Genomic DNA, 17405 nt, shown 5'->3' on the forward strand with positions numbered 1-17405 from the left:
TGTCAATGCAAAGGGTGGCGGCGCCGTACGGCGCCGCCACCCGGGTGGAGCTGTTGGCCTCCCTGCAGGGTCCCGCCGCGAGCCTGCGAGTGGCGGGGCAGGGAGGCCCCTTCCTCAGACCGCTGCGGTCTCGACGGCCTCGATGGAGACGACCCGGCGGCCGCGGCGCTGACCGAAGGTCACCGAACCGGGCGCGAGGGCGAACAGCGTGTCGTCCTTGCCCCGGCCGACGCCCAGGCCCGGGTGGAAGTGCGTGCCGCGCTGGCGCACGATGATCTCGCCGGCCTTGACGACCTGACCGCCGAAGCGCTTGACGCCCAGGCGCTGCGCGTTGGAGTCGCGGCCGTTGCGGGAGGACGAGGCGCCCTTCTTGTGTGCCATGTCGTCGTCAGCCCTTCGTGATGTCGCGGACCACGACGCTGGTCAGGGGCTGACGGTGCCCCTGCCGCTTGTGGTACCCGGTCTTGTTCTTGTACTTGTGAATCTTGATCTTCGGGCCCTTGCCGTGCTCGACGATCTCGCCGGTCACCGTGACGCCGGCCAGCGCCTGCGCGTCGGTGGTGACGGTGTCGCCGTCGACCAGCAGGAGGGCCGGCAGGGTGATCGTGTCACCGGCCTCGCCGGCGAGGCGGTTGATGGTGAACGTGTCACCGACACCCACCTTGTGCTGCGTTCCACCGGCCTTGACGACTGCGTACACCACTGACTCCTCGATCGAATACCTGTGTCCTGCGCGCACGACCGGCCCGGGGCCGAGTGCTGGACGGGCTGCCCGCGCCTCCCAGGCGGCACCGGCTGGTGCACTGCCCGTGGCGCAGCAACCCGACCAGCGTACCCGAGTCCGCGCGGCCGGGTCGAACGCGGTCCGCTGTCAGGCCGGCGGGCCTGCCGGGCGGGTCGCTGCCCGGCGCCGCCGTGGCCGGGCCACCGCGGGCTCGTCCCCGGCGACCGGCTCGGCCACCGGCTGGGGGGTGAAGACGACCGGGGGCTCCGCGGCCGGCTCGACCGCCACCGGGGTCACGCTGGTCCCCGTCGCGGCCGCCTCGGCGATCCGCGCGGCCAGCAGGCCGTCCGGGGTGGGCGACTCGGCGACCGGCTCGGCCTCCGCGGCGTCGGCCACCGGCTCCGCGTCGACCGCGGGCTGGACGTCGGAGGCGGGCTCGACCTCGGTCGCGGCCTCCTCGGGCACGGTCTCCCCCGCCGGGACGGCGTCGTCCACCGGTTCCGCGGTCGGCTCGTCGCCGGGCGTCTCCGCCGGCTCGTCGTCCGCCAGGACCCCGGCGAGCACGGCGGCGTCCTCGGCCGCGCGGGCCTCGCCCGACTGGCCGCGGCCACGCCGGCCGCGGTTGCGCCGGCTGCGCCCCTCGCCCGTGGCCTCGCCCGCCTGTTCCGGGGACGCAGCGGCCTCGCCGGCCGGCTCGGGAGCCGGCACGGGCTCGGCGGCCTTGACCGGCTCGGCCGGCCTGGCGGGCTCAGCGGGCTTGCCCGCGTCGCCGCCGCCGCGGTTCTGGTCGCGGCTGCGGCCGTTGCCGCCGCCGTTCCCGCTCCCGGAGCTGCGCCGCTTCTCGTCGACCGGATCGGTGTGCACCAGCACCCCGCGCCCGCGGCAGTGCTCGCAGGGCTCGGAGAAGACCTCCAGCAGGCCCTGGCCCACCCGCTTGCGGGTCATCTGCACCAGGCCCAGGGAGGTGACCTCGGCGACCTGGTGCTTGGTGCGGTCCCGGCCCAGGCACTCGGTCAGCCGCCGCAGCACGAGGTCCCGGTTGCTCTCCAGGACCATGTCGATGAAGTCGATGACGATGATCCCGCCGATGTCCCGGAGCCGGAGCTGCCGGACGATCTCCTCGGCGGCCTCGATGTTGTTCCGGGTGACGGTCTGCTCGAGGTTGCCGCCGGAGCCGGTGAACTTCCCGGTGTTGACGTCGACGACCGTCATCGCCTCGGTGCGGTCGATGACCAGCGAGCCGCCCGAGGGCAGCCACACCTTGCGGTCCAGCGCCTTGGCCAGCTGCTCGTCGATCCGCAGGTCGCGGAAGACGTCACCGGTGCCGGTGTAGCGCTGCAGCCGCTCGGACAGCTCCGGGGACACGTGGGCCACGTAGGCCTCGACGGTGTCCCAGGCGTCGTCGCCCTGCACGACCAGCCGCTTGAAGTCCTCGTTGAAGACGTCGCGGATGACCCGGATCGCGAGGTCGGGCTCGCCGTAGAGCAGCGTCGGCGCGTTGCTGGTCGAGGCGGCCTTGGTCTGGATGACCTCCCACTGCGCCTGCAGCCGGGCCACGTCGCGGGTGAGCTCCTCCTCCGAGGCGCCCTCCGCGGCGGTCCGGATGATCACACCGGCGTCGTCGGGGACGATCTTCTTGAGGACGTCCTTGAGCCGGGTGCGCTCCTTGTCCGGGAGCTTGCGGCTGATGCCGGTCATCGAGCCGCCGGGCACGTAGACCAGGAACCGGCCGGGCAGGTTGATCTGCTGGGTCAGCCGGGCGCCCTTGTGGCCGATCGGGTCCTTGGTGACCTGCACCAGGACCTTGTCGCCGCTCTTGAGCGCCTGCTCGATGGAGCGCTGCTTGCCGGTCAGGCCGGCGACGTCCCAGTTGACCTCACCGGCGTACAGGACGGCGTTGCGGCCCTTGCCGATGTCGACGAACGCCGCCTCCATGCTGGGCAGCACGTTCTGGACCCGGCCCAGGTAGACGTTGCCGGCGAACGAGGTGGCCTGCGCCTGGGTCACGTAGTGCTCGACCAGCACGTCGTCCTCGAGGACGGCGATCTGGGTGCGCTCGCCCTGCTGGCGGATCACCATCGCCCGGTCGACGGCCTCGCGGCGGGCCAGGAACTCCGACTCGCTGAGGATCGGGGCGCGGCGACGGCCGCCGTCCCGCCCTTCCCGGCGGCGCTGCCGCTTGGCCTCCAGCCGGGTGGACCCGGCGACGCCGCGGACGTCGTCGTCGCTGCTGACCCGGCCGTTGCGGCCGGCCCGCTCCGGCCGGTCGTCGGCGTCCTCGGCGGGCTCGTCGGCCGCGCCCTCGACGCTGGTCCCCCGGCGCCGCCGGCGGCGCCGACGGCGGGTGGTCGAGCCGGCGCCGGCCTCGGCGTCGTCGCCCTCGTCGGCGTCCTCGGTCTCCGCGGGCTCCTCGTCGTCGGCCGACTCGGCCGGGGCGGTGTCCGGGGCGTCCTCGTCGCCCTCGGCACCGTCGTCGCCGGTCCGGCCGCGACCGCGACCCCGGCGGCCGCGGCGGCGACGGCGGCTGCCGGCACCCCCGCCGTCCTCGGTGTCGCGGTCCTCCAGGTCCTGCTCGTCGACGTCGGTGTCGACGTCCACGTCGTCGAGGTCGACGGCGGCCACCACGGCACCGGTGTCCTCGGCGGTGGCGACGCCGTCCTCGGCCTCCACGGCCTCCCGGCGGCGGTTGCGCGAGCGCCGGGGCGGCGGCGCGTCGGCGTCCCGCTCCTCGGTGGCGGGGGCGGACGCGTCGGTCTCGGCGGGCGACTCCGGCTGGGCGCGGCGGCTGCGCCGGCGCGGTGCGGCGACCTCCGGCTCGGGCGCGACGAAGGTGATGAAGGCGGGCACCACCGGCGGCGGGACGGCGACCGGCGGAGCGACGGACTCGGGGTCCGCGGACAGCGCCGGGCGGGTGGCCCGGCGCCGTGGCCGCGCGGTCACCGTGGTGGGCTCGGGCGAGCTGAACTGGGCGCCGAACCGCGGGCCCTCGGGCTCGGGCTCAAGCGTGCGCTCGGCGGCGGGCTCGGCCTCGGCGGCGGGCTCGGCCTCGGCGGCGGGCTGAGCCTCGGCGGCGGGCTGAGCCTCGGCGGCGGGCTGGGCCTCGGCGGCCGGCTCGGCCCCGATGGCGGGCTCTGGCTCGGCGACGGCCTCGGCCGGCGCCTCGGCGTCCGCCTCGTCCGCGGCGGCCGGATCGGTGCCGGCGACGTCGTCGGGTGTCTCGTCCTCGGCCGGGAGCTCGGGGGCCTCGGCCGGCGGCTCGGGGGTGTCCTCCGGCGGGGTGCCGAGGTCCGGCGCGGCCGGCTCCTCGGTGCCGAGGGGCGACGGGTCGGCTGCCGCCGGCTCGGTCGCGCTGTCGTTCTCGTCGATGCGGTCGGCCACGAAGGGCTCGCCTCCTGTGCGCTCCCGGGCGCCGATCGTCTCCGACTGGCGGCCGCGCAGGAACGCGGGTTGGGCGGGGCGGCGGCCGCAGCGGTTGCGGCGGCCCGGCCCCGCGAAGTCTGGTCGCGCCCCGGCCGGTGCGGCTGGGACCCGGTGGTGCAGCGTGCTGGTGGTGCGGGGTGGTGCTGGTGGTGCGGAGATCTGGGGTGCGCCACGGCTGGCAGACGTGGTGCCGGCGACGACGCCCGGCCTCCGGCTCCGCCGGTCAGACCTGCGCGCGCTCCTCCTGGCAGCAGGAGCGCACCGCACGGTCGGGCCCGAGCGGATCGGCGACGTCACCGCTGTCGTCGAGCCGGCCCTGCGCCTCTCGCACGGCCCGGGGGGGCGTGTGCGGGCGCAAGTCGGCGACGGCAGCCAGAGCGGCCATCACGTCGTCCGGCCGCACGGTCGGCGTGAGCTGCCGTACGACCATGTGCAGTATGGCACAACCTGCCTCTCCGGAGACCCGGGCGCGGACGACGGCGGCGCGGGTGTCGACGTCCTTGGTGCCGTTCTTGGTGCGCTTGGCGACGAGCACGACCTCCCGCGCCAGGAACTCCTCCACCGCCGCGACCAGCGCCTCCGGCTCGACCCCGGGCAGGTCGACGCGCCAGCGGGTGGCCTCCATGCGGTCGGCGAGCGAGCCGCTGCCCTCGACCGCCTCCACGCACTCGACCACGTCGATCCCCGGCGGCAGCGACGCGTCGAGCGCGGCGCGCACCGCCTCGGGATCCCGGCGGCCGGCCAGGCCGATCTCGACGTACTCGGCCTCCGACGCCGCCCCGGTCGGCGCCGCCCCGATGTAGCTGATCTTCGGGTGCGGGCTGAAGCCCGCGGAGTAGGCCATCGGCACCTGCGCCCGGCGCAGCGCCCGCTCCAGCGCCCGGGCCAGGTCCCGGTGGGAGGCGAAGCGGAGCGGGCCGCGCTTGGTGTAGCGCAGCCGGAGCCGCTGGACGGTGGGCGGCGGGGGCGGACCGTCGGGCTGGCGGGCCACTAGCGCCCGACCACGGTCAGCGGCAAGAGGCTCCGGCCGGTGGGGCCGATCTGGATCTCGGTGCCCATGGTCGGGCAGACCCCGCAGTCGTAGCAGCCGGTCCAACGGCAGTCGCCGACCTCCTCCTCGGAGATCGCCTCCTGCCAGTCCTCCCAGAGCCATTCCTTGTCCAGCCCGGAGTCCAGGTGGTCCCAGGGCAACACCTCGTCCTCGGTGCGCTCGCGGGTGGTGAACCAGTCCAGGTCGACGCCGAAGGGCGCCAGCTCCTCGGTGGCGGCCGTCGTCCACCGGTCGTAGGAGAAGTGCTCGCTCCAGCCGTCGAAGTGGCCGCCGTCCCGCCAGACGCGCTCGATGACCCGGCCCACGCGGCGGTCGCCGCGGGAGAGGAGCCCCTCGATCACCCCGGGCTTGCCGTCGTGGTAGCGCAGGCCGATGGAGCGGCCGATGCGCCGGTCGCTGTTGATCGCCTCCCGGAGCAGCTTGAGCCGGGAGTCGATGGTGTCGGCGCTGGCCTGCCCGGCCCACTGGAACGGGGTGTGCGGCTTGGGCACGAAGCCACCGATGGAGACCGTGCAGCGGATGTCCTTCCGGCCGCTGGCCTCCCGGCCGGCCCGGATGACCTCGACCGCCAGGTCGGCGATCTCCAGCACGTCCTCGTCGGTCTCGGTGGGCAGACCGCACATGAAGTAGAGCTTCACCTGGGTCCAGCCGTTGGCGTAGGCCGTGGTGACCGTGCGGACCAGGTCCTCCTTGGACACGGTCTTGTTGATCACCCGGCGGATCCGCTCGCTGCCGCCCTCGGGGGCGAAGGTGAGCCCGCTGCGCCGGCCGTTGCGGGACAGCTCGTTGGCCAGGGTGACGTTGAACGCGTCGACCCGGGTGCTGGGCAGGGAGAGCCCGGTGTTGGTGCCCTCGTAGCGGTCGGCCAGCTCCTTGGCGATCTGGCCGATCTCCGAGTGGTCGGCGCTGGAGAGCGAGAGCAGCCCGACCTCCTCGTAGCCGGTGGCCTGGAGCCCCTGCTCGACCATCGAGCCGATCCCGGTGATCGTGCGCTCGCGCACCGGGCGGGTGATCATCCCGGCCTGGCAGAACCGGCAGCCGCGGGTGCAGCCGCGGAAGATCTCCACGCTCATCCGCTCGTGCACGCTCTCGGCCAGCGGCACCAGCGGCTGCTTCGGGTACGGCCACTCGTCGAGGTCCATCACCGTGCGCTTGCCGACCCGGGCCGGGACGTCGTCGCGGGTGCGCAGCACCCCGGCGATCGCGCCGTCACCGTTGTAGGTGACCGCGTAGAAGCGCGGCACGTAGACCCCGTCGACGCGGGCCAGCCGGGCCAGCAGCTCGACCCGCCCACCGGGGCGGCCCTGCTGCTTCCAGGCGGCGACGACGTCGGTGATGTCGCCGACCACCTGCTCGCCGTCCCCGAGCACCGCGCAGTCGACGAAGTCGCTGATCGGCTCGGGGTTGAAGGCGGCGTGGCCGCCGGCGACGACGACCGGGTGGCTCTCGTCGCGGTCGACCGCGTGCAGCGGGACCCCGGCGAGGTCGAGCGCCTCGAGCAGGTTCGTGTAGCCCAGCTCGGTGGCGAAGCTGACCCCGAGCACGTCGAAGTCGCGGACCGCCCGGTGCGCGTCGACGGTGAACTGCCCGACGCCGTGCTCGCGCATGAGGGCGGCGAGGTCGGGCCAGACCGCGTAGGTGCGCTCGGCGAGGGCGTCGGGGCGCTCGTTGAGCACCTCGTACAGGATCATGAGGCCCTGGTTGGGCAGCCCCACCTCGTAGGCGTCGGGGTACATCAGCGCCCAGTGGACGGCGACGTCGTCCCAGGGCTTCACCTGGGCGTTGAGCTCACCGCCGACGTACTGGATCGGCTTCTGGACCTGGGCCAGCAACGGCTCGAGGCGGGGGTACAGGGACTCACCAGTCATGACCTGTCCAGGGTAGCCGCCCCCTCCCCCCGGTCCCGGGCGGCCATGTTGGCCAACATGGCCGCCCCTGGGCTCAGAGGCCGGGGAAGAAGAGCTCGATCTCCCGGGCCGCGGACTCCGGGGAGTCCGAGCCGTGCACGATGTTGGACTGGACCTCGAGGGCGAAGTCGCCGCGGATGGTGCCGGGCGCGGCCTTCACCGGGTCGGTTGCGCCGGCGAGGGCGCGGAACGCCTCGATGGCGCGCGGACCCTCGACGACCAGGGCCACCAGCGGGGCGCTGGTGATGAACTCCACGAGCGAGCCGAAGAACGGCCGCTCGCGGTGCTCGGCGTAGTGGGTCTCGGCGACCTCGGCGGTCAGGGTGCGCAGCTCGGCGGCGACCAGGCGCAGGCCCTTGGCCTCCAGCCGGGCGATCACCTGGCCGACCAGGCCGCGGGCGACGCCGTCGGGCTTGACGAGGACGAGCGTGCGTTCAGCGTTGGGTGCGGACACGCTGCGGGAGCGTACGGGAACCCGCACGTCAACCCATGTTGACATCTGCGCTACGTCAACCTATGTTGACGTCATGGCCGGACCCACCACCGACGTGACCACCGCGGCCGCCGCCGACGACCCAGCGGTCGGCCTGCGCGCCATCCGTGCCCTCCGCGAGCTCGCCGACCGCCTGGAGGTCCTCCAGGTCGGCAACGCCAGGGGACGCGGCTGGTCGTGGCAGCAGATCGCCGAGGCCCTCGGCGTCACCCGGCAGGCCGTCCACAAGAAGCACGCCCGCAGCAGGAAGGACGACTGAGGTGTTCGAACGCTTCACGCAGGAGGCCCGGCGCGTGGTCGTCGGCGCCCAGGCCGAGGCCCGTGAGCTGCGCGCCGAGAAGATCGAGCCGGTGCACCTCCTCCTGGCGCTCACCGAGGACGACAGCAGGGGCGGTGCCGCGCTGCGCTCGTGCGGCGTCGACCACGAGTCGGCCCGGTCCGCCGTCGTCCGGGCGGGGAGCCCGCTGGACGCCGACGCCCTGGCCGCGTTCGGGATCGACCTGGAGCAGGTGCGCGCCGCGGCCGAGGCGGCGTTCGGGCCGGGTGCGCTGGAGCAGGGCAAGCCGGAGCCGGGCGGGCACATCCCGTTCGCCGACGGGAGCAAGCGCGCCCTGGAGGAGTCGCTGCGCGCCGTCCTGCGCCGTGGCCGCCGCCGCGGCGGGGCGATCGACAGCGGGCACGTGCTGCTCGGCGTCCTCGCGGTGGCCGACCCGCTGGTGCAGCGGGTCCTGGCCGAGCTCGGGGTGGCCCGCGGGTCGCTCGAGGGGCAGCTCGGCGACTCGTCCGCCGCCTGAGCCCGCCGCCTGGGCTCAGCCCGCCGCCGGCGGATCGGCCGGCGGCGGGCCGAACGGGCTGCCGACCAGCTCCTTGCGGATCTGCAGCAGGTACAACCAAATCAGCACGAACACCCCGCCGACCAGCCACATGGCCGAGCCGAGCAGGCCGGTCAGCAGCAGCGGCACCTGCAGCGCCGTGCCGATGACGAGGCCCTGCGGACGGCGCTGCACCCCGCTCGCCAGCACCAGCAGCGCCGCGAGGGTGAGCAGCAGGACCAGCCGGGTGGTCGTGAGCCCCTCGCCGGTCTGGGCGATGCCGCGCGGCACGAACAGGACGGCGATGCCCTCCAGCAGCAGGATCGCCGCTGCGCCACCGCCGAGCGCGCGGGCGGCCCGGGGCTTGTCCGGCGAGGTCACGACCGCTCCTCGCTGTCCCCCGCAAGCGGGAGGTGCCCCCAGCTCGTCGCGACCGTGACCCCAGGTGCTGTGCTCATGCGTGACCTCGCGAGCTCGGTCACGTGCGCCGGCCGGCCAGCAGGGTGCGGGCCTCCCCCGCCGTGATCACGCTGCCGGTCACCAGCACGCCGGATCCGCCCAGGGCGTCGTCCGGGCCGGCCTCGGCCAGCTCGATCGCCTCGGTGAGCGCCTCGGGCAGCCGCGGCGAGACGCTGACCCGGTCGGCGCCGAACACGTCGACGGCCAGCGCCCCCAGCTCGTCGGCGGGCAGGGCACGGGTGGAGCTGTTCTGCGTCACGACGAGCTCGGCGCACAGCGGCTCGAGCGCCTCGAGGATCCCGGACACGTCCTTGCCCCGGACGCAGCCCACGACGCCGACCAGCCGGGTGAAGTCGAAGGACTCCCGGACGGCCTCGACGGTCGCGGTCATCCCCGCCGGGTTGTGCGCGGCGTCCACCAGCACGGTCGGCGAGCTGCGCACCCGCTCCAGGCGGCCGGGCGAGCGGACGGCGGCGAACCCCTCCTGGACGACGTCCTGGGCCACCGGCCCGCTGGCCGCCCCGGCGCCGAGGAACGCCTCGACCGCGGCGAGCGCGACCGCGGCGTTCTGCGCCTGGTGCGCCCCGAACAGCGGCAGGTAGACCTCGTCGTACTCGCCGCCCAGCCCCTGCAGGCGGACCTGCTGGCCGCCGACGGCGACCCGCCGCTCCAGCACGCCGAACTCGGTGCCCTCCCGGGCGACGGTGGCCTCGACCTCGATCGCCCGGCGCACCAGGGCCTCCAGGGCGCCGGCCGGCTGGTGGGCGAGCACCGCGATCGACTCGGGCTTGATGATCCCGGCCTTCTCGGTGGCGATCGTGGCCACGTCGGGGCCCAGGTACTCGGCGTGGTCCAGCGCCACCGGGGTGACGACGGCGACCTTCGCGTCCACCACGTTGGTGGCGTCCCAGGTGCCGCCCATGCCCACCTCGACCACGGCGACGTCCACCGGCGTCTCGGCGAATGCGGCGTAGGCCAGCGCCACCATGACCTCGAAGAACGACATGGGGACGTCACCGCCCGCGTCGACCATCTGCACGTAGGGGGCGACGTCGTCGTGCACCTCGACGAAGCGCTCCGCGCTGATCGGCTCCCCGTCGATCACGATCCGCTCGCGGATCGACTCCAGGTGCGGGCTGGTGAACCGGCCCACCCGGAGCCCGAAGCCGCGCAGCAGCTCGTCGATCATGCGGGCCGTCGTCGTCTTCCCGTTGGTGCCGGTGACCTGGACGACGGGGAACGCGCGGTGCGGCGAGCCCAGCAGGTCGACCAGCGCGGTGATGCGGGCCAGCGAGGGCTCAAGCCGGCTCTCGGGCCAGCGCGCGAGGAGCGCCTGCTCGACCCTGGCCAGCTCGGGGCCCGCGGCTGCCTGCCCTGGGGAAGTGGAGGTGCTCACCGCTCCTAGGATGCCAGTCATGGTCACCGACACCCGCGCCCCGGACAGCACCGCCCCGGGAGCGTCGGGCGCCGTACCCGAGAAGCCCTCCCTGGACGGCCTCGAGGGCAAGTGGGTCGCCCGCTGGGCCGCCGAGGACACCTACGGCTTCGACCGGGCGGCGGCACTGGCCGCCCCCCGCGAGGACACCTTCGCCATCGACACCCCGCCGCCGACGGCCAGCGGGTCGCTGCACGTCGGGCACGTGTTCAGCTACACGCACACCGACATCGTCGCCCGCTACCAGCGGATGCGCGGGCGGCACGTCTTCTACCCGATGGGCTGGGACGACAACGGCCTGCCCACCGAGCGCCGGGTGCAGAACTACTACGGCGTCCGCTGCGACCCCTCGCTCCCCTACGACCCGGGGTTCGAGCCGCCCGCCAAGCCCGGTAAGGACCAGCAGCCGATCTCCCGGCGCAACTTCGTCGAGCTGTGCGAGCGGCTCACCGCGGTCGACGAGGCCGCCTTCGAGGAGCTGTGGCGGCGGGTCGCGCTGTCGGTGGACTGGAACAACGTCTACCGGACCATCTCGGCGTCCTCCCGGGCCACCGCCCAGCGGATGTTCCTGCACAACCTGGCCCGCGGCGAGGCCTACGCCCAGGAGGCCCCGACCCTCTGGGACGTCACCTTCCGCACCGCGGTGGCCCAGGCCGAGCTTGAGGACCGCGAGCGCCCCGGTGCCTACCACCGGATCTCGTTCTCCTCCGCGGACGGCCCGGTGTTCATCGAGACGACCCGCCCCGAGCTGCTGCCGGCCTGCGTCGCGCTGGTCGCCCACCCGGACGACGAGCGCTACCAGCCGCTGTTCGGGCAGACCGTGCGGACGCCGCTGTTCGACGTCGAGGTGCCCGTGGTGGCGCACCGGCTGGCCGAGCCGGACAAGGGCTCGGGCATCGCGATGATCTGCACCTTCGGCGACCTCAACGACGTCACCTGGTGGCGGGAGCTGCAGCTGCCCACCCGCCCGGTGGTGGGCTGGGACGGCCGGCTGGTCGCGGACCCGCCGGCCGGGGTGCCCTCGGGGGTCTACGGCGAGCTGGCCGGCAAGACGGTGTTCAGCGCGCAGCAGCGGATCGTGGAGCTGCTGCGGGAGTCCGGCGACCTGGACGGCGACCCGACGCCGATCACCCACCCGGTGAAGTTCTTCGAGAAGGGCGAGCGCCCGCTGGAGATCGTCACCACGCGGCAGTGGTACATCCGCAACGGTGGCCGGGACGCCGACCTGCGCGAGGCGCTGCTGGCCCGCGGCCGGGAGATCCAGTGGGTCCCCGAGCACATGCGGCACCGGTACGAGAACTGGGTGGAGGGCCTCAACGGCGACTGGCTGATCAGCCGCCAGCGGTTCTTCGGTGTCCCGTTCCCGGTCTGGTACCGGCTGGACCCCGAGGGCGAGCCTTCGTACGACGACCCGATCCTCGCCGACGAGGCGTCGCTGCCGGTCGACCCGTCGTCCGACGTCCCGCCCGGCTTCGACGAGTCCCAGCGCGGCGTCCCGGGCGGGTTCATGGCCGACCCGGACGTCATGGACACCTGGGCCACCTCGTCGCTGTCCCCGCAGGTGGCGTCGGGCTGGGACACCGACCCGGAGCTCTTCGCGCACGTGTTCCCGATGGACCTGCGGCCCCAGGCGCACGACATCATCCGGACCTGGCTGTTCTCCACCGTCGTCCGGTCGCACTACGAGTTCGGCACCGTGCCGTGGTCGCACGCGGCGATCTCCGGGTTCGTGGTCGACCCCGACCGCAAGAAGATGTCCAAGTCCAAGGGCAACGCGACCACGCCGCTGGACGTGCTGGAGCGCTACGGCTCCGACGCGGTGCGCTGGCGGGCCGCCGGTGCCCGGCCGGGGGCGGACTCGCCGTTCGACGAGGCGCAGATGAAGGTCGGCCGCCGGCTGGCCATCAAGATCCTCAACGTCGGGAAGTTCGTGCTCGGGCTCGGCGCCTCGGCGGGCCTGTCGGCCGAGCAGGTCACCGAGCCGATCGACCGGGGACTGCTGGCCACGCTGGCTACGGTGGTCGAGGAGGCCACCGCGGCGATGGAGGCCTACAACTACACCCGCGCCCTGGAGGTCAGCGAGGCGTTCTTCTGGTCGTTCTGCGACGACTACGTGGAGCTGGTGAAGTCCCGCGCCTACTCCACCGGGGACGCCGCCCGCTCGGCCCAGGCGACGCTGGCGCTGGCGCTGTCGGTGCAGCTGCGGCTGTTCGCGCCGGTGCTGCCTTTCGTGACCGAGGAGGTCTGGTCGTGGTGGCAGAGCGGCTCGGTGCACCGGGCGCTGTGGCCCACGGCTGCCGAGCTGCCGGCCGGCGGGGACCCGGCGGTGCCCACGGTGGCCGCCGAGGCGCTGGCCGCGGTGCGCAAGGCGAAGTCCGAGGCCAAGCAGTCGATGCGGGCCGACGTCGCCACGGCCACGGTGAGCGCCCCGGAGGCGCAGGTGGCGCTGGTCGAGGCGGCCCGGGTGGACCTCACCTCGGCCGGGCGGATCGCCTCATTGAGCGTGGTCGCCGGTGAGGGGCCGCTGACCGTGGACGTCGTCCTCGCCGAGCCCGCGGAGTCCTGACCCCCCGTTCCACGGTGTGCGCTGAGGCCGGGTTACCCGTCGAGGAACCCGGCCTCAGCGCACGCCTCAGAGCAGGCGCGGTTCAGCCCGCGGCGCCGGGGGCGGGCTCGAACGTCACGGTGACGTCCTCCACCCCGAGCGACCCGGCCAGGGTGGTGAGCATCGTCCGGGTGTTGTCCGCCGCGCGGTCGGTCAGGTCGCTCTCCGCCGCCGCAGCGGCCAGCCGCTGCTCGGCCTCGGCGTACAGCGCGCTGTCGTCGACCGGATCGTCCTCGATCGCGTCACCGACCCGCTCCAGCAGCCCGCGGTCACGGTCGAGCACCCGGCTCTCGGTCGGGTCGACCCGCGGCTCCGCCAGCCGCGGCGCCGGCAGCACGATCGTCGCCGACCCGCCGTCCGCCGAGAGCGTCACGCGGTCCGCGCCCAGGTCCTCGAGATCGACGTAGGCGTCGACGGTCCCGGTCGCCAGCAGGGTGGTCCGCTCGCCGCTGAGCACCGACGGGACGTAGGGGGTGTCGCGCTCCTGGTCGATCACGACCTGGAAGGTGCCGGTCGCGGCGTGGTACTCGTGCAGGTCGTCCAGCGCCAGCAGCAACGGGGTCGTGCTGCGGTCGACGACCTCCTGCCCGAACGGGTCCCAGCCGGTGAACCGGTCGACCGCCAGCCCGGCGAGCGGAACGGCGACGGCCACCCCGATCCCCGCCGCGAGGAGACGACGGCCGCGCGGCCGGCGGGTCGTGGTCGGGCCCTGGACGTCCCGGTCCTGCAGCAGCATCGGCATCAGCGCTGATCTCCCTGCTCGCTCGGCGGCTCCAGATGAACAGCGGGCAACTCACCGATCCTGTTCCCGCACCGGCGGCGTGTCATGCGGCCGGCCGGACCCCTCGTCGTCGTCGGTGGGTCGTGGGACCGTCCCGCCATGATCGATGACCACGAGGCGGCGGTCCGCGTCCCCGCCCGGTACTCGCGCGTCGACCCCTGGGTCATCAGCCGGGACACCGCCGCGGAGATCGCGTTCCTCGGCGCGGCGTTCGGCGCTCGGGAGACGCCGGGGTCGCGGATGCTCGGCCCCGACGGCCGGATCGGCCATGCCGAGGTGGAGATCGGGGACGCGGTCGTCCTGCTCTTCGACAGCGCCGCCGACTGGCCGGCCACCCCCGCGCACCTGCGGGTGTACGTGGCAGACGTGCGGACGGCGTTCGACCGGGCCGTGGCGGCCGGGGCGCGCGCCGTCACCGATCCGACGGAGTTGGCGTTCGGCGAGCGGGTCGCACGGGTCCGGGACCCGCAGGGGCACCTGTGGTGGCTGCACGAGCGCTTCGCGGACGTGGCCGCCGCCGAGCTCGCCGCCCGCTTCGCCGACCCGGCCGCGCAGGCGGCGATGACGTACGTGCAGGAGTCGCTGCGGGCCGAGCTGGCCGCACCACGGGCGCGGACGCACGGAGGCCCATGACCCGACAGGGTCATGGGCCTCCGTGCGCAGAGGTGGCCGTCAGGCGCTCTTCTCCCGCGGGGCGCGGGCCGGCTTGCGGGGCACGATCGTCGGGTTGACGTGCTCCAGGACGACGTCCTTGGTGATGACGACGGTGGCGACGTCGTCCCGGCTGGGGACGTCGTACATCACCGACTGGAGCACCTCCTCCATGATCGCCCGCAGGCCACGGGCGCCGGTGCCGCGGAGGATCGCCTGGTCCGCGATGGCCTCGAGCGCGTCGTCGGTGAACTCCAGCTCCACGCCGTCGAGCTCGAACAGCCGCCGGTACTGGCGCACCAGGGCGTTCTTCGGCTCGGTGAGGATGTTGATCAGCGCCTCCCGGTCCAGCTTCTGCACGCTGGTGATCACCGGCAGCCGGCCGATGAACTCGGGGATCATCCCGAACTTCAGCAGGTCCTCGGGCATGACCTCGGCGAAGGCGTTGGCCTCCTCGATCTCGGCCTTGCCGCGGACCTCGGCGCCGAAGCCGATGCCCTGCTTGCCGATCCGCTGCTCGATGACCTTGTCCAGGCCGGCGAACGCGCCACCCACGATGAACAGCACGTTGGTGGTGTCGATCTGGATGAACTCCTGGTGCGGGTGCTTGCGGCCGCCCTGCGGCGGCACCGACGCCGTCGTCCCCTCGAGGATCTTCAGCAGCGCCTGCTGCACGCCCTCACCGGAGACGTCGCGGGTGATCGACGGGTTCTCGCTCTTGCGGGCGATCTTGTCGACCTCGTCGATGTAGATGATGCCGGTCTCGGCGCGCTTCACGTCGTAGTCGGCGGCCTGGATCAGCTTGAGCAGGATGTTCTCGACGTCCTCACCGACGTAGCCGGCCTCGGTCAGCGCGGTGGCGTCGGCGATCGCGAAGGGCACGTTCAGCATCCGGGCCAGCGTCTGCGCGAGGTGGGTCTTGCCGCATCCGGTGGGGCCCATCAGCAGGATGTTGGACTTGGCCAGCTCGACGCCCTCGTCGCGGGCGCGCTCGCCGCCGGCCTGGATCCGCTTGTAGTGGTTGTAGACGGCGACGGCGAGGGTGCGCTTGGCCTTGTCCTGGCCGATCACGTACTGCTCGAGGAAGGCGTGGATCTCCTTCGGCTTCGGCAGCTCGTCGAACTTGAGGTCCGACGACTCCGAGAGCTCCTCCTCGATGATCTCGTTGCAGAGGTCGATGCACTCGTCGCAGATGTAGACCCCGGGGCCAGCGATGAGCTTCTTGACCTGCTTCTGGCTCTTCCCGCAGAACGAGCACTTGAGCAGGTCGCCGCTCTCACCGATACGTGCCACCTGGCTGACCTCCAGATCGGGTGGGGACGACGCCGTCGTCCCCTCTACGTGCTTGCGTGGTGCCCTGTCGACGCCTTCGTTCCAGGCATCCCATCGTCCCTGCGGTGACAACCCTGCGGTAGTGACCGGGGAATCGGGCGTTCGCCGAACCTACCCGGCGGGGCCGACCTTCTCGGGGATGGACTCACCCCGGTCGTCCGGCCCGTAACACCCGCCCCGGCTCTCCCCGTGGCACTGCCGGCCGCAGCGCCGCGGTTGGGTGAACGGTACGGGCCGAGGACGCGACACGCGCGGCCCCGGCCCGCCCCGGTCGGTGCCTCAGGCCGGGAGCGCGTTCAGCTTCCGGCTCGCGATGACCTCGTCGACGATGCCGTAGTCCTTCGCCTGCTGGGCGGTGAGGATCTTGTCGCGGTCGATGTCCTTGCGGACCTGCTCCTGGCTCTGGCCGGTGTGCCGGGCCAGGATCTGCTCCATCTGCGTGCGCACCCGCTCGATCTCCGCGGCATGGATCTCCAGGTCGGTGACCTGGCCGCCGGCCTCGCCCGAGGGCTGGTGGATGAGCACGCGCGAGTACGGCAGCGCGAGCCGCTTGCCCGGCGTCCCGGCCGCGAGCAGGACGGCGGCCGCGGAGGCGGCCTGGCCCATGCAGACGGTCTGGATGTCGGGGCGGACGAACATCATCGTGTCGTAGATCGCGGTGAGCGCCGTGAACGAGCCACCGGGCGAGTTGATGTAGATCGTGATGTCGCGGTCGGGGTCGTTGGACTCCAGCGTGATCAGCTGGGCCATCACGTCGTTGGCCGAGGCGTCGTCGATCTGCACCCCGAGGAAGATGATCCGCTCCTCGAAGAGCTTGTTGTACGGGTTGCTCTCCTTCATGCCGTAGCTCGTGCGCTCCACGAAGGAGGGCAGGATGTACCGGCTGGAGGGCATCTGGAAGTCGCTCATCGTCACTTCTCCGGTCCGTCGGTGACCGGGTTGTCGGTCTCGGTCATGGTCTCGGCTCGGGTCACCACGTGGTCGACGAACCCGTACTCGAGCGCCTCCTTCGCGGTGAACCAGCGGTCGCGGTCGGAGTCCTCGGCGATCCGCTCGACCGGCTGACCGGTGTGCAGCGCCTGCAGCTCGTTGAGCTCGGCCTTGGTGCGCCGGAACAGGTCGGCCTGGATGGCGATGTCGGCTGCGGTGCCGCCGACGCCGGCGGACGGCTGGTGCATCATGATCCGCGCGTGCGGCAGGGCGTAGCGCTTGCCCTTGGTGCCCGCGGTGAGCAGGAACTGGCCCATCGACGCGGCCAGGCCCATCCCGTAGGTGGCGACGTCGCAGTCGATGAACTGCATCGTGTCGTAGATGGCCATGCCGGCGCTGACCGAGCCGCCGGGCGAGTTGATGTACAGGTGGATGTCGCGCTTGCCGTCCTCGGCGGACAGCAGCAACATCTGGGCGCAGAGCTGGTTGGCGATCGGGTCGTCGACCTGGCTGCCCAGGAAGATGATCCGCTCGCGGAGCAGGCGCTCGTAGACCGAGTCGTTGAGGTTCATCCCCCCGGCGGACGCACGCAGCAGCGGCGTGCTCGCCAGGTACGGGTCAGTGGTGCTCACGGGTTCGGTGACCTCCGTAGGACTGCGCGGCAGTCTGTGTCGTGGAACGGGTGGGTCGGGGGACTCGGGTGCGCTCGACGTCCTCGCCGACGAGGCGGGCACCGGGGGCGTCCGGACTCGGGTGCGGTGAGGGCGTCGGTGTCACGTCGACCCTAACGCGCACCCCTGACCCA

The 17405-nt window shown here is 73.3% G+C and carries 16 protein-coding genes; 4 read left to right on the forward strand and 12 right to left on the reverse strand.

Features of this window, described 5'->3' with window-relative positions; genetic code table 11:
• Nucleotides 1–114: 114 nt before the first annotated feature.
• From rpmA to ndk, 6 genes are all read right to left on the reverse strand, one after another.
• The gene (gene rpmA, locus HL189_RS10140) at nt 115–381 is read right to left on the reverse strand and encodes a 50S ribosomal protein L27 (protein WP_369133574.1); all 267 of its coding nucleotides are present in this window, start codon (nt 379–381) and stop codon (nt 115–117) included.
• Nucleotides 382–388: 7 nt separating this feature from the next.
• Nucleotides 389–700 (reverse strand): 50S ribosomal protein L21, encoded by a 312-nt coding sequence (gene rplU / locus HL189_RS10145; RefSeq protein ID WP_369133575.1) that lies wholly within the window; start codon nt 698–700, stop codon nt 389–391.
• A 171-nt stretch (nt 701–871) separates the two neighbouring features.
• Complete coding sequence (locus HL189_RS10150; protein WP_369133576.1) at nt 872–4102, reverse strand: Rne/Rng family ribonuclease; 3231 nt, start codon at nt 4100–4102, stop codon at nt 872–874.
• 265 nt (nt 4103–4367) lie between these two features.
• Nucleotides 4368–5135, reverse strand: coding sequence for a TIGR03936 family radical SAM-associated protein (locus HL189_RS10155; protein WP_369133577.1), 768 nt, complete (start codon nt 5133–5135; stop codon nt 4368–4370).
• Nucleotides 5135–7063, reverse strand: a complete 1929-nt coding sequence (locus HL189_RS10160) for a TIGR03960 family B12-binding radical SAM protein (protein WP_369133578.1) — start codon at nt 7061–7063, stop codon at nt 5135–5137. The genes HL189_RS10155 and HL189_RS10160 overlap by 1 nt, the downstream gene beginning before the upstream one ends.
• A gap of 73 nt (nt 7064–7136) precedes the next feature.
• The gene (gene ndk / locus HL189_RS10165; RefSeq protein WP_369133579.1) at nt 7137–7556 is read right to left on the reverse strand and encodes a nucleoside-diphosphate kinase; all 420 of its coding nucleotides are present in this window, start codon (nt 7554–7556) and stop codon (nt 7137–7139) included.
• A gap of 73 nt (nt 7557–7629) precedes the next feature.
• Here ndk and HL189_RS10170 point away from each other — a divergent pair, with 73 nt between their 5' ends.
• Both HL189_RS10170 and HL189_RS10175 read left to right on the forward strand, forming a co-directional pair.
• Nucleotides 7630–7854 (forward strand): RNA polymerase subunit sigma-70, encoded by a 225-nt coding sequence (locus HL189_RS10170; RefSeq protein ID WP_222268532.1) that lies wholly within the window; start codon nt 7630–7632, stop codon nt 7852–7854.
• 1 nt (nt 7855) lies between these two features.
• Nucleotides 7856–8389 carry a Clp protease N-terminal domain-containing protein gene (locus tag HL189_RS10175; RefSeq protein WP_369133580.1) on the forward strand — a complete coding sequence of 178 codons (534 nt, stop codon included), beginning with the start codon at nt 7856–7858 and terminating at the stop codon, nt 8387–8389.
• 15 nt (nt 8390–8404) lie between these two features.
• On the opposite strand, the gene HL189_RS10180 is transcribed toward HL189_RS10175, so the two are convergent.
• Nucleotides 8405–8788, reverse strand: a complete 384-nt coding sequence (locus HL189_RS10180; RefSeq protein ID WP_369133581.1) for a DUF4233 domain-containing protein — start codon at nt 8786–8788, stop codon at nt 8405–8407.
• Between the two features lie 97 nt (nt 8789–8885).
• The gene (locus tag HL189_RS10185; RefSeq protein WP_369133582.1) at nt 8886–10262 is read right to left on the reverse strand and encodes a folylpolyglutamate synthase/dihydrofolate synthase family protein; all 1377 of its coding nucleotides are present in this window, start codon (nt 10260–10262) and stop codon (nt 8886–8888) included.
• Between the two features lie 19 nt (nt 10263–10281).
• On the opposite strand from HL189_RS10185, the gene valS reads away from it, so the two are divergent.
• Complete coding sequence (gene valS / locus HL189_RS10190; protein WP_369133583.1) at nt 10282–12867, forward strand: valine--tRNA ligase; 2586 nt, start codon at nt 10282–10284, stop codon at nt 12865–12867.
• A gap of 82 nt (nt 12868–12949) precedes the next feature.
• On the opposite strand, the gene HL189_RS10195 is transcribed toward valS, so the two are convergent.
• Nucleotides 12950–13648 (reverse strand): DUF4230 domain-containing protein, encoded by a 699-nt coding sequence (locus HL189_RS10195; RefSeq protein WP_369133584.1) that lies wholly within the window; start codon nt 13646–13648, stop codon nt 12950–12952.
• Nucleotides 13649–13786: 138 nt separating this feature from the next.
• Here HL189_RS10195 and HL189_RS10200 point away from each other — a divergent pair, with 138 nt between their 5' ends.
• Nucleotides 13787–14320, forward strand: coding sequence for a VOC family protein (locus HL189_RS10200; RefSeq protein WP_369133585.1), 534 nt, complete (start codon nt 13787–13789; stop codon nt 14318–14320).
• Between the two features lie 39 nt (nt 14321–14359).
• On the opposite strand, the gene clpX is transcribed toward HL189_RS10200, so the two are convergent.
• The 3 genes from clpX to HL189_RS10215 all read right to left on the reverse strand — a co-directional run bounded on the left by clpX (nt 14360) and on the right by HL189_RS10215 (nt 17172).
• A complete protein-coding gene (gene clpX, locus HL189_RS10205; RefSeq protein WP_369133586.1) occupies nt 14360–15631 on the reverse strand; it encodes an ATP-dependent Clp protease ATP-binding subunit ClpX in 1272 nt (423 codons plus the stop codon).
• A 318-nt stretch (nt 15632–15949) separates the two neighbouring features.
• Nucleotides 15950–16579 carry an ATP-dependent Clp protease proteolytic subunit gene (locus HL189_RS10210; protein ID WP_222268517.1) on the reverse strand — a complete coding sequence of 210 codons (630 nt, stop codon included), beginning with the start codon at nt 16577–16579 and terminating at the stop codon, nt 15950–15952.
• A gap of 2 nt (nt 16580–16581) precedes the next feature.
• Nucleotides 16582–17172, reverse strand: coding sequence for an ATP-dependent Clp protease proteolytic subunit (locus HL189_RS10215; RefSeq protein WP_369133790.1), 591 nt, complete (start codon nt 17170–17172; stop codon nt 16582–16584).
• Nucleotides 17173–17405 lie beyond the last annotated feature (233 nt).

It is taken from the genome of Modestobacter sp. I12A-02662, assembly GCF_041028325.1.
GTDB lineage: Bacteria > Actinomycetota > Actinomycetes > Mycobacteriales > Geodermatophilaceae > Modestobacter.